This window comes from Pedobacter sp. GR22-6 (genome assembly GCF_037402555.1).
GTDB lineage: Bacteria > Bacteroidota > Bacteroidia > Sphingobacteriales > Sphingobacteriaceae > Pedobacter.
Window position 1 is genome coordinate 577,040 of record NZ_JBBEUC010000001.1, and the last position, 13,935, is coordinate 590,974.

Genomic DNA, 13,935 nt, shown 5'->3' on the forward strand with positions numbered 1-13,935 from the left:
TTTCCCTGTGGCCAGTCAATTATATTCGTTTTATTCCTTTTTGATCTCAATGACGCCATGATAATCTGTGCCATACTGTGCGTAATTGCTTAGAGAACCGGAAGCATTAATAGTGGTCATCCCTTCTAGATCAGCTGGGTTCAATTTTGCTGCATCCTTTTCCGAATGTATTTTACCCTCGATCAGGATCAGAACTTTTGCATTTTTTGGAAGATCTAAGGAAGCTGAACCGCTCTTCGTTCTGATTTTTACCCTGTCAAATTTTTCCCCACCTTCGTTTTTCAAAGTGTAGCGAATATAAGGTGCTGTGCTTTTTTCAGCATTAATTTCTGTTTTTACATTTTCAATATCCGTTTTTGTGGCATATTCTATTTTGTTGCCATGGGTGGTGATGTTAATGCCATCGGAAGAACCGCTAGTTGTGTGGATACATCTCGGACTAATCCTGGTCAGTATATCTGATGGATAATTTGTGCCATCTATGGTAACTTTTGGGTTTAGCCCCAGATCACGCCCGATCATTCTAATGGTGTCCTGGTCCTTTTCTTGAGGAGAAATCACAATTGATGATTTTACCGTTTTTACAGGCGTTTGCACCTTTTGAAGTTTGTCTTCCGGTTTGTCCTTAATCCGGGTAATTTCTACAGATTTCGATAAGGCGGTCACTGGTTTCGCGTAAACCACTTCTACGCCGAATAGTGCAACTAGCCCAAGCCCCATGGGTAGGGCAAATAGGTACATTAACTTTTTCATATTTTTTGATTGATTGGTGAATAGCATATTGATTCTTGCTTTGACCTGGTCTCTTACAAAGCTATGTAATAGGGCAGGGTGGTGCTTTTGGATAGCAATAGACAGTAATATTTTCGCATAAAATGTGTTGCCTACCGCGCTGGAGGCTTCCTGGTCTGCTTCATATTCGTGCATTTCTTCCAGTGCCTTTCCAAATAGGTAAACAAAGGGGTTGAACCAAAGAATGACCTGAATGAACTGAATAAAGACTTTGTCCAGGGAATGGAATTTTTTTGCATGGATGCTTTCGTGTCTAAGGATCACATCCAGTTCATCAGTACTCAGGCTGTGATGGTCTACAAAAACATAGTTAAAAAAAGAACAATTGGTAAACCCAGTTGATTTATAAACGATCTTTAATTGTCCAAGCCTGTCGTCGGGCTTTCTAAATTGCCTGGCAAGATGGATAAACCTATATGACAAAGCAACAAAACAACCCATCACTGCCAGCCAATAAACCAAAGGCAGGAAATCCAGCCATTTGTAGTCTGTAGAACCGACGACCCTTTGTTGGAGAGTGGAAGCTGTGCTGCTGGTGTGGTTCATCTTTATAGGAGAATCAGTGGTACTCACATGCTGCTGTAAATTTACCCGGCTTTCGATTTTCATCTGCAAAGTTGGGATTAGGAGACTAGCGATCAGGCTGGACAATAAATAGTATCGGCTGAAGCTGAAAAAACTCAATTTGCGTAAGGCGATAAAGTAGAATGCGTAAAAGAATGCCATGCAAACGCTTACTTCCAGAAGATAGCTAAGCCATTCCATTACTTTTCATTTTTATTGATCAATGCTTTCAGTTCCTCAATGTCTGTTTCGCTCAATGTCTGCTCCTTAACCATGAATGACAATAGATTAACTGGTGAATTGTCAAAATAACCGGAAAAAAGTTTAGAAAAAGTCGTGCGGGTATAGGCATCTTTGCCGATTGCGGGATAGTATTCATAAGTCTTTCCATAAGCCTTGTAGTTCAGGTATCCTTTTTTCTCCAAAATCCTGACGATAGATGAAATGGTGTTATATGGAGGTTTTGGCTCCTCTTCCATTTCCTCAATGATGTCGTTCACGAATGCTTTTTTCAGTTTCCAGACGATCTGCATGATCCGCTCTTCTGCTCTAGTTAATTCTTCCATAGATTAAAGGTAAAACTTATTTTTCAGTTATACAACTTATTTTTAAGTTATTAACCTTATTTGTAAGGTATGATCGCTTGGGAGTACATGTGATTTCCTTTAAACGTCATTTAGACGTTTAAAGGAAATTGCTATATTTATGGAAATTCTTTTGCATGCAACCAAATATTTCCAAACCTGCTGAGGTGTCCCATAGCCTACATTATAAAAGTATAGAATTTAAGAGGAGTTATCCGTTCATTTATGAGTATAGGGAATTTTCAATAACCTATATTAAAGAGGGTAGTGGTAGATTATACGTTGGAGGAAGCAGTTATGAATTTCGAACCGGAGATATTTTCCTGATTCAGGGTGGAAGTCGACATTATTTTAAAGTTAAAAGTGAACATGAAAACACTGCAATAGCTGGCCTCAGGACTTGTTCGGTTTATTTTGATCCCAGGCTGGAAATGCAAGGATTCTTCAATCTTCCCGAAATGAAAGTGGCGGAAGCTGGGATATTAATGACCAATACCTGTGTAAAAGTTCCCAATGACTCGATAGATTTTATCAGATCGAAGCTCTTGCAAATGGAGGAATGCTCCGGAATCAAGTTAATGATGACATTTACCGGCTTGATTGGAGCGTTATACCGGATTGAAAAGTCCGTTCTGTTTGACAGTGCGCGTATTTATTACGTTTTCCAAAAATCCGACCGGATTTATCCGGTATTGGATTACCTGAACCAGCATTACGATGAAAAGATCTCACTTGAGCAGGCCGCGGAAATGACCTGTATGACGCCAAATTCGTTTTGTCGGTATTTCAAGAAGACAACCGGACGCACATTGGTTTCATACGTACAAGAATTACGAATTGAACAGGTCTGCTTACAACTATTGACTAGTGATCGGAAAATAAACGTAGTGGATCTGGCCTACAGGGTCGGCTTTAATACGGTGTCGAATTTCAACCGTACTTTTAAAGCAATTAAAGGAATGTCTCCAAAAAAATACCTGAGAAAGTATACCGTAATTGACAACTGATGACAGGAATGTAAGATCCAGTATGATTGTCTTGGATGTAAAATATATTTTTTAGAGCTATCTTGCCGGAAATTCGAAAGGTTTTTCTAAATTAGCTTTCAACCCAACCTATTGCCATGAATAATACGCTCGCTGGAATCTCATTTCCGGGATTCGACTACGCCGCCACAGAAATTATCAGGTTCAAAGAAACCATTGAATTTTTTTCTATTATGCTGAAAGATGGACACGTGATCCATTATTCACCCGCTGATATCAGTTCTTTCAGAAATTGGTTGCTCCATAACGCTATTCCGGATGTAGCCGCGTCTTGTGCAGAACAGCTCATTACTACAATCAGGCACTTGTCGGTATAAAACGGTTTTTCCTGCACGTTTTTTTACATAGTAAATTCCATTCAGAAACATAAGTGTAACTGTACTGTTTTTTGCTGCGATAAACAGATATTATTACTTAAATTGTGACCATGGAAAAAGAAAACGAAAAAATTGCCCTGATTACAGGAGGTACTAAAGGTATAGGATTTGGAATTGCAAAATCATTGCTCGAGCATGGTTATAAGGTGGCGATCACTGGCCGTAGTCAGCATAGCGCCGATGAAGCTGTTCAACATTTACAGGCATTTGGCGAAGTTATGGGCATCGCAGCAGACGTAAAAAGTCTGGACTCACAAAGTCATACTGTATCTACAGTCCTGGCCAGATGGGGCAGATTAGATGTTTTGGTTGCCAATGCCGGAGTAGGGCATTTTGCGTCAATTGAGGATTTGGACGCAGCGCAATGGCAGGATACCATAGACACGAATCTTACTGGGGTATTTTACAGTATCAAAGCTTCATTGGAAGCATTGAAACGCTCTGAGGGATACATCTTTACGATATCAAGTCTGGCTGGAACTAACTTCTTTGCCGGAGGTTCTGCTTATAATGCCAGTAAGTTTGGCTTAACTGGCTTTAGTCAGGCAATCATGCTCGATTTGAGAAAATACAACATTAAAGTTAGTACAATCATGCCTGGTTCTGTAGCTACTCATTTCAATGACCATGAACCGGATGCCGAAAAGGATGCCTGGAAAATCCAACCTGAAGATATGGGACGATTAGTGGTAGATTTACTGAACATGCCAACGCGAACTTTACCTAGTAAAATAGAAATCAGACCGCTAAGAACTTCGCTATTATAATTATCTTCATGGTAACAAATGAACACCAAACTTTTGACACCAATGAATAGATACCAAAGCACGCTCTGCGTTGCATTGCTACTGCTTAGTAGCCTCGCTGTTGCCCAATCTCAAATCAAATACCTCTCAGGCACGGGAGCAGATCGCACAGTCAGTTGGGATTTTTACTGCAGTGATGGCATGAACAGTAAGAAGTGGACTAAGATTCAGGTGCCATCCTGCTGGGAACAGCAGGGCTTTGGGGAATACAATTATGGCCATGTTCCGTTAAATAAGCGCCTCAACGAACAAGGACATTACAAACACGAATTTGCTGCGGCTGCCGACTGGAAAGAAAAAAATGTGCAATTGTTTTTTGAAGGCGTATTTACAGACTGCGAGGTTTTGCTGAATGGGAAATCCGTGGGGCAGCATCAAGGCGGCTTCTATGAGTTTAATTTTGACGTTTCCGCTTTTCTGAACTATGGTCAGAAGAATCTCCTGGAGGTTAAGGTAAAAAAGCGCTCTGATAACAAATCGATCAATCAGGCCGAACTGGAAGCTGACTTCTGGAATTTCGGCGGTATTTTCAGACCTGTATACTTACAGGTGAACCCAAAAGAATATATTGAGCACCTGGCCATTGATCCTCGCGCTGACGGCAGTATAAAGACCGATGTGACGGTCAGTAATTTAAAACAGACAGCAAAAGTACAGTTGTCGATTCAGGATTTTAAAGGAAAGGTACTTGCTGCTTTTAGTGATCCGGTTAATGGAAAGTCAGGTATTTTCCACACCAGTCACAAATTCCCTAACCCTAAGTTGTGGTCAGCAGAATTTCCGAACCGCTATCTGGCTGTTTATACTTTACTGGATAAGGCAGGTAAAGTCCTGCACAAAAGGACAGAGAAAATCGGTTTCCGCACTGTTGAAGTCAGGGCCCAGGACGGAATTTACGTAAATGGGGCAAAGATCAAGTTTAAAGGTGTGAATGCCCATACTTTTCATCCCGACTTCGGACGTACTTCGTCTGAGAAGTTTAGCATTGAGACTGTAAACCTGATCAAGGATATGAACATGAATGCAGTGCGTATGTCTCATTATCCCCACGATAAACATTTTATGAATGCATGCGATTCCTTAGGCTTGTTTGTGCTGGATGAACTTACCGGCTGGCAGGCACCCAGTTATGATGCAGTAGTTGGGCGTAAATTGTTGAGGGAACTCATCAAACGTGACGTAAATTATGCATCTGTATTGTTCTGGGACAATGGCAATGAAGGAGGCTGGAACCGTGATTATGACCATGAATTTGCGGAGCAGGACATTCAGAAGCGGGAAGTATTACATCCATGGGAAGCATTTGGGAAAACGGTTACGGCACACTACATTGACTACAATTACCTGTCGGGTGATAACTTCGCCAATCGTCAGATATTTTTCCCTACAGAGTTTCTTCATGGCCTGTATGATGGCGGTATTGGCGCAGGACTTAATGACTATTGGACAAAGATGTGGAGCAATCCGCTCTGTGCCGGCGGTTTCCTTTGGGTGCTGGCCGATGAGGACATCATGAGGACAGACACCAAAGTATTGGATGGCGACGGCAATCATGCACCTGACGGTATTGTTGGACCTTATCATGAAAAGGAGGGCAGCTTTTATACTGTAAAAGAAATCTGGTCGCCGGTCTTTATAGAAGACAAATACATTACTCCTGAGTTCAATGGTCTACTGAACATTGAAAATCGCTTCAATTATACCAATCTGTCACAATGCAAGTTGGCATACCGATGGGTTAAGCTACCGACGCCTTCTGCTAAATCCAGAACATTGCTGGCCCAGGGCATGCCAATCGTTAAAAATCTTGCACCTATGGAACGGGGAGTTCTGAAAGTAGGCCTCCCGATCAATTGGCAGGAAGCTGATGTACTGGAGCTGGAAGCTACAGACCCGCATGGAAGACACATTTATACTTGGACGTTTCCGGTTAAAAGTCCGGTGGCTCTGACTAAAAACTTATTGTCTGGTACTAAATTTAATAGTGTTGTACAGTTTACCGAAGATGATGATGCATTTAGGTTTAAAGTAAAAGATTTGCAGATCGCTATCGATAAAAAGGAGGGACTTTTACAGCAAGTTAGCAATGCCAAAGGACTACTGCCACTTAGCAAAGGGCCTGTGATGGCCGCCGAAGGTTATCCCTTGACCGATATCAGTCATGAGGAGAATGCTGGGGTTCATCAGATAATCATGAACTATGAGCGTAACCGAACCAAAATAATCTGGACGATCAAACCGGATGGCCTTGTGTATCTGGATGTCAAGTATCAGCCTAAAGGTAATGCCAGCTCATATGGTGTAGATTTTTCCCTGCCAGAATCAGACGTTACCAAAGTCAGATGGATGGGTGATGGGCCTTACAGGGTCTGGAAAAACAGGCTGAAGGGAGTGAATTTTAATGTATGGGAAAAGGCATACAACAATACGCTGACCGGCAGTGCAGGCTTTATATATCCTGAATTTAAAGGTTATCATGCCAACTTGTATTGGGCCGAAATCGCTTTGAAAAGCGGGCAGTCGTTTAGGGTATATTGTAGTACAGAAGATGTGTTCATGAAGCTATTTAATCCACTGGCAGGTCCGAGTCCTGAAAATGCCATCACAAAAAATTCCGCAGGCGACCTTTCCTTTCTGAACGGTATTCCCGCAATTGGCAATAAGTTTAGTGCGCCAAATTCGCTTGGTCCAGAGTCATCTAATTATCAATATGACTTCAAGCGTGTGTTGGATGGATATTTGAACATCAACCTGGTTTTTGATTTTATCAACCCTTAGTCATTAAATTAATTACCTTTGCCGCGATTTTTATTAAATACCTTATTCTTTGGAACAGCAATTATTAGAACGAAGCGGCAATAAATGTGAATTATGTGAGGCCTCTTTGGTACTCAAATTATATGAAGTAAAATCCCCGGCGAGTGTATCGGAAGATAGCTGCGCCATGCTCTGTGAAAAATGCCTGTCACAATTAGCACCTGCTGCGGATCTGGACACCAAACATCTGGGATGTTTACGGACAAGCATTTGGTCTCCGGTCCCTGCCGTACAGGTGTTAACCTGGCGGTTGTTGAACCGGCTGAAAACGGAAGCTTGGGCCGCAGACAGCTTGGATGCCATGTATATCGATGAGGAAACACTTGCATGGGCCCAGACCGGTCTGGAGGACGATAATGATACTGCAGAAGACGTTCATAAGGATTGCAACGGTGCGGTCCTGCAGACAGGAAATACCGTAGTGTTGATCAAGTCATTGGATGTAAAAGGTTCGCAATTGAACGCGAAAATGGGTACAGTGGTGAAAAATATCCGGTTGGTGGATAACAATACCGATCAGATAGAAGGTAAAATTGAGGGACAGACTATCGTGATCCTCACCAAATATGTCAGAAAGCAGGGCGTCTAAAGTCCTGCTTTTCTATTCTTCTTCAAGGTAAATTTCATGCACCAGAAACTTAGCATGTTTCAGCGGTTCCAATAGCTCAGTGATATCTTCCGAATCAATATGATAGATGGTTTCACCCGCATCGGGAATTTCCGAATCGGGAATTAGCTCGAAAAATTTAATGGAGAGGTCAGTCTCAAGCTCTACTACTTTAACGTAGTCGACACCGTTATCTTTCCAGTCTTTTAGGATTTGTGCATTGAAGAGCACATAAGGGTTATTGGTTTCAGTTGCCATTTGGTAAAACGATGTGGTTGATCTGATCTTTAAGATGAGTTAATTTATCGAGGATCTGGGTATTTGATTCTGCTTCATTGCCAATCAAATCCTGCAGATTGAGCTTGTCCAGCAATTGATCTACAGAAAATTGAATCATCTGCCATAAAGATCGAACGGAACAGTCTATGCTATTGGTGCAGAATTTCATTCCACCGGAATAATCCCCGCAAAATTCTTTACTGTATAGTGAACCCCCAAGTGTTTTCATGACCTGATTGATGTTGATTTGATCTGCTGGCTGCGCGAGTACGTACCCGCCTTTGTAACCCGGTGTACTATTGATATAGCCAGCCATACGCAAGCTGCGTGTCAGTTTACCTACATATGCAGTCGATAAACCCTCCGTTTCACTCAGGGCGGGAATGCTGATACCATCGGTATTTCCATCTCTGGCAATTCTCAGCAGGATTCTCAATCCGTATTCTTCCTGTGCGGTTATCTTCATCTTGCTACTGTTTTTACATCATTCCTAGTTCCAGCCTGGCAGCTTCACTCATCATATCCTTGTTCCATGAAGGTTCCCAAACGACTTCCACAGAGACTGTATTTACACCGCCCAGGGCTTTCAGTTTTTCTTCGACTTCAACAGGAAGGGATTGTGCTGCCGGACATCCGGGCGCGGTCAAGGTCATAATAATTTCTACATTATTGAGCGGTGGTAAGATATTCACCTCATAGATCAGGCCGAGCTCATAAATACTGACCGGGATCTCCGGATCGTAAATGGTCTGCAGGGTGTCGATTACCCTTTCTTTCAATACTTCTTTATCCATCATATCAGTCCTTTCTTTGTCCTATAGCTTCGAAAGCCAATGCATAGTTCTTCATTTGTTTGATCATTGCCAGCAAACCGTTAGAGCGGGTCTGGGCCAGGTGGGTCATCATTCCGATCTCTGCAATAAATTCCATTTTGGCGCCGAGGATTTCCTGCGGTGTATGGTCTGACAATACTTTGATGAGCATGCTGATCAAACCTTTTACAATCACTGCATCACTATCTGCCTTAAACGAGATCAGTCCATTTTCGTAGGAGGCATTTAGCCACACAGTCGACTGACAGCCTTTGATCTTATGCTCATCTACTTTGTGACGATCTTCCAGTGGCGGAAGCTTTTTGCCGAGGTCGATGATGTACTCGTACTTATCTTCCCAGCTATCGAACAATGCGAAATCCTCAATGATCTCTTTTTCTATTTCTGTAATCGGTTTCGTATTCATTTATTTCTGTGACCTATAACAGCATTTTAATGGCTTTTTGTAAACCTGCAACTAAACTATCTATTTCTTCTTTCTGATTGTATAGCGCAAACGAGGCACGTACCGTACCCGGTATTCCGAAACGTTTCATCAGGGGTTGTGTACAATGGTGACCTGTACGTACTGCAATGCCCATATTATCAAGCAATACGCCCAGGTCCTGAGGGTGGATCCCTTCGATCACAAAAGATACCAGGCTGACTTTATTCTGGGCTTCACCGATGATCCTAAGACCGGGTAAAGTCTTCAATTGTTCCGTTGCATAATTAAGCAATGTTTCCTCATGCGTCCTGATGTTTACCTTTCCTATTTCACTGATAAAATCTAAAGCTGCTTTTAAGGCAATAGTATCCGCAATGTTCGGAGTACCAGCTTCGTATTTGTAAGGAAGATCCGCGTACGTCGTCTTTTCAAAACTAACTTCCCTGATCATCTCCCCGCCTCCCTGAAATACAGGCATGCTTTCCAGCAATTCCCGTTTGCCATATAATGCACCTACACCGGTTGGACCATAGACTTTATGTCCGGAAAAAGCAAAAAAATCTGCGTCGAGGTCTTGTACATCAATATCGAGATGTACTGCCGATTGTGCACCGTCTATTAGTACTTTGGCTCCGACAGCATGGGCCGCATCGGTCATCTCTTTTACTGGGTTTACGGTGCCAAGCGCGTTAGAAACATGGACCACAGATAATAGTTTCGTGCGTTCGGTTAATAGTTCTCTAAAAGCGCTGATCGATAGCGAACCATCTTCTTCTACAGGAATAACTTTTAACGATGCCCCCTTTTCCTCACATAACAATTGCCAGGGCACTATGTTAGAATGATGTTCCATTTCGGAAATCAGGATTTCATCGCCCTTGCTGATGTGCTGTCTGCCCCAGGTATAAGCCACAAGATTAATAGCTTCTGTGGTACCTCTCGTGAAAATAATTTCTTCCGTAGAAGCAGCGCCAATAAAATCTTTAACCGCCATACGTGTGGCTTCATAGGCCATTGTAGCTTCCTCTGCAAGGGTATGGATACCACGGTGGATGTTGGCGTTATAATGCGAATAATAATGCCGGAGTGCCTCAATTACCTGTAAAGGTTTTTGTGAAGTTGCGGCATTGTCGAAATACACCAGTGGCCTGCCTTTCACCGTTCTTTCCAATATTGGAAATTGCTTTCTTATCTCTGCTACATTCATTGGAACTGATACTAATTTTATTAAGAAATCGATAAATGATCAAAGATCAGTTTTTCTACAAAAGCACGGAGCGCCATTGGTTTGATCTGTGCGACAATATCCGCTGAATATGCCTGTAAGAGCAACACTTCTGCCTGGTCTTTTGGTACACCCCTGGCCCGAAGGTAAAACAAGGCTTCCTGGTCCAGTTGTCCTACTGTGCAGCCATGTGAACATTTGACGTCATCGGCAAATATTTCCAGTTGAGGTTTCGCATTAATCGTGGCATGGTCCGAAAGTAGAATGTTTTTATTCGACTGGTAGGCGTTGGTTTTCTGTGCATCGGGCTGCACCATGATCCTTCCGTTAAATACTGCAGTAGATGCACCATCGGCAATGCCCTTATACAATTGATTGCTGAAGCAACCAGGTTGTCTGTTGTCAATCAGGGTATGATTGTCTGCATGGGTTTTACCCTTCAGCAGGTAAAGTCCGTATAAATGCGCCTCGTTGTTTGCGGCGTCCAGGATCAGATTTACATTGTTGCGCAATATACCTCCGCTTAGTGTCACAGTGACAGTGTGGACATAGCTTTTACCCGTTTGGGTAATGTGTGTAGTACCGACCTGGCTGGCGTTTGTCTTATCGTTTTGAATTTTATAGTATTCGATATGTGTGTCCTGAGCAACAACGATCTCCAACACCTGATTGATCAGAGAATCCTCATTACCGATTGTTTTGTAGGTTTCAATCAATTGTAGTTTGCTGTTTTCGGAAACATAAACCAGACCGCGCGGTTGTGCCAATACGGGCTCAACTCTAGCATCCAGAATATGGTACACATATACAGGGTGCTGTACCTCTTTGCCTTTAGGTACGTAGATGAACAGGCCGTCACTAAGCATTGCTCCATTCAATGCATGGATACCGTCCTTTATATAATCACTGCTTTTATCCAGATGTTCAGTCACGAGCTCATGATAGCTGCCGGATAGTGCATCCTTTAAGCTCATGATCACCAATTCTGAAGGGGCAGAAAGGATGGAAGACAAACCTGCGGAATATTGCCCGTTGACAAAGACCAACTGATTGGCTTTATGATAACCGGGTATGCGCATATCTTCCAGATCCCCGGCTGGTAAATCCACAATAGGGCGGAAGCTTGAATTTCCGTAATCAACGTCAAACAGATTACTGATAGCGGTGTATTTCCATTCCTCCGTACGGTTCGTTGGCAAGCCCTCCTTTTCAAAGGCGGCGAAACTTTGCGACCTCAGCGAAGCCAGTACATTTCCTTCGGACTCGGTTTGAAGACTTTCGTAACGGTCTTTAAAATAATTTAAATCCATTTTATTTTTTTATAAAGGCTGTTGAGCAGCCAGATCAATCTCTTCTGTGATGAAATCGTAACCCTTTTCTTCCAGTTCCAGTGCCAGTTCCTTCGTGCCGGATTTTACAATCCTGCCTTTGTACAGTACATGAACAAAATCTGGCTGTATATAATCCAGTAAACGCTGATAATGGGTGATCACCAATACCGCACGGTCAGGCTGGCGCAATTTATTAATGCCATTGGCTACAATGCGTAAGGCGTCAATATCCAGTCCGGAATCGGTCTCATCGAGTATAGCCAGCTTAGGTTCCAGCATTGCCATTTGGAACACTTCGTTACGTTTTTTTTCTCCGCCGGAAAATCCTTCGTTGATAGAGCGGCTCAACAATGATTGGTTGATTTCTACCATTGCCATTTTTTCCTTCATCAGTTTCAGGAAGGCAACTGCATCCAATGGTTCTTGTCCATGGTATTTACGTTTTTCATTGACAGCAGCTTTGATAAAATTTGTGGTACTTACACCAGGGATTTCTACCGGATATTGGAAAGCCAGAAACAGCCCTTCACGTGCACGGTCTTCGGGAGCAAGTTCCAGCAGATCTTTTCCCAGAAATTCTACAGAACCTTCGGTGACTTCATATTCTTCACGTCCGGCCAGAACCGAAGAAAGTGTACTTTTACCAGAGCCATTTGGGCCCATTATCGCATGAACTTCGCCTGCTTTGATTTCCAGGTTGATCCCTTTAAGGATTTCCTTGTCTTCTACTTTTGCGTGTATATTTTTTATTGATAACATTTTCGTATAATTTGATTTGGTATACCGCTTTCGCGGATGATTTACCCAACGCTTCCTTCCATGCTGATCGCCAGCAGTTTTTGTGCTTCTATTGCAAATTCCATAGGCAATTGGTTCATGACTTCTTTTGCAAAGCCATTGACAATCAATGCGACTGCTTCCTCCGGATCAATACCGCGTTGTCTGCAATAAAATAACTGATCTTCACCGATTTTAGAAGTAGTGGCCTCATGTTCTACAATGGCCGTTTTATTTTTGACTTCTATATAAGGAAAGGTATGTGCACCACATTTATCCCCCAACAACAAGGAGTCGCATTGTGAATAGTTGCGGGCATTCAGTGCGTTTTTTCCAGCTCTCACCAATCCGCGGTAACTGTTTTGACTAAAACCTGCAGAGATTCCTTTAGCTACAATTCTGCTTCTGGTATTTTTACCCAGATGGATCATTTTAGTGCCGGTATCTGCCTGTTGATAATTGTTGGTAAAGGCTACAGAATAAAACTCACCAATGGAATTGTCGCCCTTTAGGATCACACTTGGGTATTTCCAGGTAATTGCCGAGCCTGTCTCCACCTGTGTCCAGGAGATTTTAGAATGGTTTCCTTTACAAAGCCCGCGTTTGGTCACAAAATTATAAATCCCTCCCTTACCATCTTTATCGCCAGGATACCAGTTTTGTACAGTCGAATATTTAATCTCCGCTTTTTCCATGGCTACTAGCTCTACCACAGCAGCATGCAATTGGTTCTCATCACGCATAGGCGCAGTGCAACCTTCCAGGTAGCTTACGTAGCTTTCATCCTCGGCCACAATAAGTGTACGTTCAAACTGTCCGGTATTTTCTGTATTGATGCGGAAATATGTCGATAGCTCCATTGGACAGCGTACACCTTTTGGAATGTAGCAAAAGGAACCGTCAGTAAATACCGCGGCGTTTAACGCAGAGAAAAAATTATCGGTCATCGGTACAACTGAACCCAGGTATTTTTTGATGAGCTCAGGGTGTTCTTGTATGGCTTCACTGATGGAGCAAAAGATTACGCCGATTTCTGCAAGTTGTGCTTTAAAGGAAGTTGCAACAGATACACTATCCATGACTACGTCTACCGCGACACCGCTCAGGCGTTTTTGTTCTGCGATAGATATGCCCAATTTCTCAAAAGTGCTGAGTAATTCGGGATCTACTTCGTCCAGGCTATTCAGTTGTTTTTTTGGTTTCGGGGCAGCGTAATAGATAATGTCCTGATAGTTGATGGTTGGATATTGCACATTAGGCCAATTTGGTTCTTCCAGCTTGAGCCAGTGTCTGTAAGCTTTTAACCTCCAGTCCAGCATCCATTCCGGTTCGTTTTTTTTACTGGATATCAGCCGAATTACGTCCTCGCTCAATCCTTTAGGTATCGCATCGGTATCTATTTCTGTGACAAAGCCATACTTATACTCATTTTGTACAGCCAGGTCCAGGGTATCTTGGTTTTCTTTCATG

General features: G+C 42.6%; 15 protein-coding genes. 5 read left to right on the forward strand and 10 right to left on the reverse strand.

All coding sequences use genetic code 11. The features are described 5' to 3' along the window. Window positions 1–30 precede the first annotated feature (30 nt). Together WAE59_RS02585 and WAE59_RS02590 are read right to left on the reverse strand one after the other, a co-directional pair. On the reverse strand, window positions 31–1,557 hold the full coding sequence (locus tag WAE59_RS02585; RefSeq protein ID WP_337854365.1) for a M56 family metallopeptidase: 1,527 nt from the start codon (window positions 1,555–1,557) through the stop codon (window positions 31–33). Next, a complete protein-coding gene (locus WAE59_RS02590) occupies window positions 1,557–1,922 on the reverse strand; it encodes a BlaI/MecI/CopY family transcriptional regulator (RefSeq protein WP_337854366.1) in 366 nt (121 codons plus the stop codon). Before WAE59_RS02590 ends, WAE59_RS02585 begins: the two co-directional genes overlap by 1 nt. Before the next feature lie 155 nt (window positions 1,923–2,077). On the opposite strand from WAE59_RS02590, the gene WAE59_RS02595 reads away from it, so the two are divergent. The 5 genes from WAE59_RS02595 (at window position 2,078) to WAE59_RS02615 (ending at window position 7,575) form a co-directional block, all read left to right on the forward strand. Further along, window positions 2,078–2,947 carry an AraC family transcriptional regulator gene (locus WAE59_RS02595; RefSeq protein ID WP_337854367.1) on the forward strand — a complete coding sequence of 290 codons (870 nt, stop codon included), beginning with the start codon at window positions 2,078–2,080 and terminating at the stop codon, window positions 2,945–2,947. Window positions 2,948–3,063: 116 nt separating this feature from the next. Continuing rightward, the gene (locus WAE59_RS02600) at window positions 3,064–3,303 is read left to right on the forward strand and encodes a hypothetical protein (RefSeq protein ID WP_337854368.1); all 240 of its coding nucleotides are present in this window, start codon (window positions 3,064–3,066) and stop codon (window positions 3,301–3,303) included. A 110-nt stretch (window positions 3,304–3,413) separates the two neighbouring features. Next, window positions 3,414–4,130 (forward strand): SDR family oxidoreductase, encoded by a 717-nt coding sequence (locus tag WAE59_RS02605; RefSeq protein ID WP_337854369.1) that lies wholly within the window; start codon window positions 3,414–3,416, stop codon window positions 4,128–4,130. A gap of 42 nt (window positions 4,131–4,172) precedes the next feature. After that, the gene (locus WAE59_RS02610) at window positions 4,173–6,947 is read left to right on the forward strand and encodes a glycoside hydrolase family 2 TIM barrel-domain containing protein (RefSeq protein ID WP_337854370.1); all 2,775 of its coding nucleotides are present in this window, start codon (window positions 4,173–4,175) and stop codon (window positions 6,945–6,947) included. Between the two features lie 49 nt (window positions 6,948–6,996). Further along, window positions 6,997–7,575, forward strand: a complete 579-nt coding sequence (locus tag WAE59_RS02615; RefSeq protein WP_337854371.1) for a PhnA domain-containing protein — start codon at window positions 6,997–6,999, stop codon at window positions 7,573–7,575. Between the two features lie 12 nt (window positions 7,576–7,587). On the opposite strand, the gene WAE59_RS02620 is transcribed toward WAE59_RS02615, so the two are convergent. Genes WAE59_RS02620 through sufB form a run of 8 tightly spaced genes read right to left on the reverse strand, consistent with a single transcriptional unit; the run spans window position 7,588 to window position 13,934 of the window. Continuing rightward, entirely contained in the window at window positions 7,588–7,851 is a 264-nt protein-coding gene (locus WAE59_RS02620; RefSeq protein WP_337854372.1) for a hypothetical protein, read from the reverse strand. Beyond that, complete coding sequence (locus WAE59_RS02625; RefSeq protein ID WP_337854373.1) at window positions 7,841–8,338, reverse strand: RrF2 family transcriptional regulator; 498 nt, start codon at window positions 8,336–8,338, stop codon at window positions 7,841–7,843. The genes WAE59_RS02620 and WAE59_RS02625 overlap by 11 nt, the downstream gene beginning before the upstream one ends. Before the next feature lie 13 nt (window positions 8,339–8,351). After that, window positions 8,352–8,669: an iron-sulfur cluster assembly protein gene (locus WAE59_RS02630; RefSeq protein WP_337854374.1), complete on the reverse strand. Its 318-nt coding sequence runs from the start codon at window positions 8,667–8,669 to the stop codon at window positions 8,352–8,354. 1 nt (window position 8,670) lies between these two features. Next, window positions 8,671–9,111, reverse strand: a complete 441-nt coding sequence (locus WAE59_RS02635; RefSeq protein ID WP_337854375.1) for a SufE family protein — start codon at window positions 9,109–9,111, stop codon at window positions 8,671–8,673. A 13-nt stretch (window positions 9,112–9,124) separates the two neighbouring features. Beyond that, the gene (locus tag WAE59_RS02640) at window positions 9,125–10,339 is read right to left on the reverse strand and encodes a cysteine desulfurase (RefSeq protein ID WP_337854376.1); all 1,215 of its coding nucleotides are present in this window, start codon (window positions 10,337–10,339) and stop codon (window positions 9,125–9,127) included. A 20-nt stretch (window positions 10,340–10,359) separates the two neighbouring features. Beyond that, window positions 10,360–11,667 (reverse strand): Fe-S cluster assembly protein SufD, encoded by a 1,308-nt coding sequence (gene sufD, locus WAE59_RS02645; protein ID WP_337854377.1) that lies wholly within the window; start codon window positions 11,665–11,667, stop codon window positions 10,360–10,362. Window positions 11,668–11,676: 9 nt separating this feature from the next. Beyond that, entirely contained in the window at window positions 11,677–12,447 is a 771-nt protein-coding gene (gene sufC, locus WAE59_RS02650; protein WP_337854378.1) for a Fe-S cluster assembly ATPase SufC, read from the reverse strand. Between the two features lie 41 nt (window positions 12,448–12,488). After that, entirely contained in the window at window positions 12,489–13,934 is a 1,446-nt protein-coding gene (gene sufB, locus WAE59_RS02655) for a Fe-S cluster assembly protein SufB (RefSeq protein ID WP_337854379.1), read from the reverse strand. Window position 13,935: the final 1 nt, after the last annotated feature.

Excerpts from the sequence above, each read along its gene's own strand:
- WAE59_RS02585 (WP_337854365.1), bottom strand. The coding sequence starts at position 1,557 with ATGGAATGGCTTAGCTATCTTCTGGAAGTAAGCGTTTGCATGGCATTC.
- WAE59_RS02590 (WP_337854366.1), bottom strand. The coding sequence starts at position 1,922 with ATGGAAGAATTAACTAGAGCAGAAGAGCGGATCATGCAGATCGTCTGG.
- WAE59_RS02595 (WP_337854367.1), top strand. The coding sequence starts at position 2,078 with ATGCAACCAAATATTTCCAAACCTGCTGAGGTGTCCCATAGCCTACAT.
- WAE59_RS02600 (WP_337854368.1), top strand. The coding sequence starts at position 3,064 with ATGAATAATACGCTCGCTGGAATCTCATTTCCGGGATTCGACTACGCC.
- WAE59_RS02605 (WP_337854369.1), top strand. The coding sequence starts at position 3,414 with ATGGAAAAAGAAAACGAAAAAATTGCCCTGATTACAGGAGGTACTAAA.
- WAE59_RS02610 (WP_337854370.1), top strand. The coding sequence starts at position 4,173 with ATGAATAGATACCAAAGCACGCTCTGCGTTGCATTGCTACTGCTTAGT.
- WAE59_RS02620 (WP_337854372.1), bottom strand. The coding sequence starts at position 7,851 with ATGGCAACTGAAACCAATAACCCTTATGTGCTCTTCAATGCACAAATC.
- WAE59_RS02625 (WP_337854373.1), bottom strand. The coding sequence starts at position 8,338 with ATGAAGATAACCGCACAGGAAGAATACGGATTGAGAATCCTGCTGAGA.
- WAE59_RS02630 (WP_337854374.1), bottom strand. The coding sequence starts at position 8,669 with ATGATGGATAAAGAAGTATTGAAAGAAAGGGTAATCGACACCCTGCAG.
- WAE59_RS02635 (WP_337854375.1), bottom strand. The coding sequence starts at position 9,111 with ATGAATACGAAACCGATTACAGAAATAGAAAAAGAGATCATTGAGGAT.
- WAE59_RS02640 (WP_337854376.1), bottom strand. The coding sequence starts at position 10,339 with ATGAATGTAGCAGAGATAAGAAAGCAATTTCCAATATTGGAAAGAACG.
- sufD (WP_337854377.1), bottom strand. The coding sequence starts at position 11,667 with ATGGATTTAAATTATTTTAAAGACCGTTACGAAAGTCTTCAAACCGAG.
- sufC (WP_337854378.1), bottom strand. The coding sequence starts at position 12,447 with ATGTTATCAATAAAAAATATACACGCAAAAGTAGAAGACAAGGAAATC.
- sufB (WP_337854379.1), bottom strand. The coding sequence starts at position 13,934 with ATGAAAGAAAACCAAGATACCCTGGACCTGGCTGTACAAAATGAGTAT.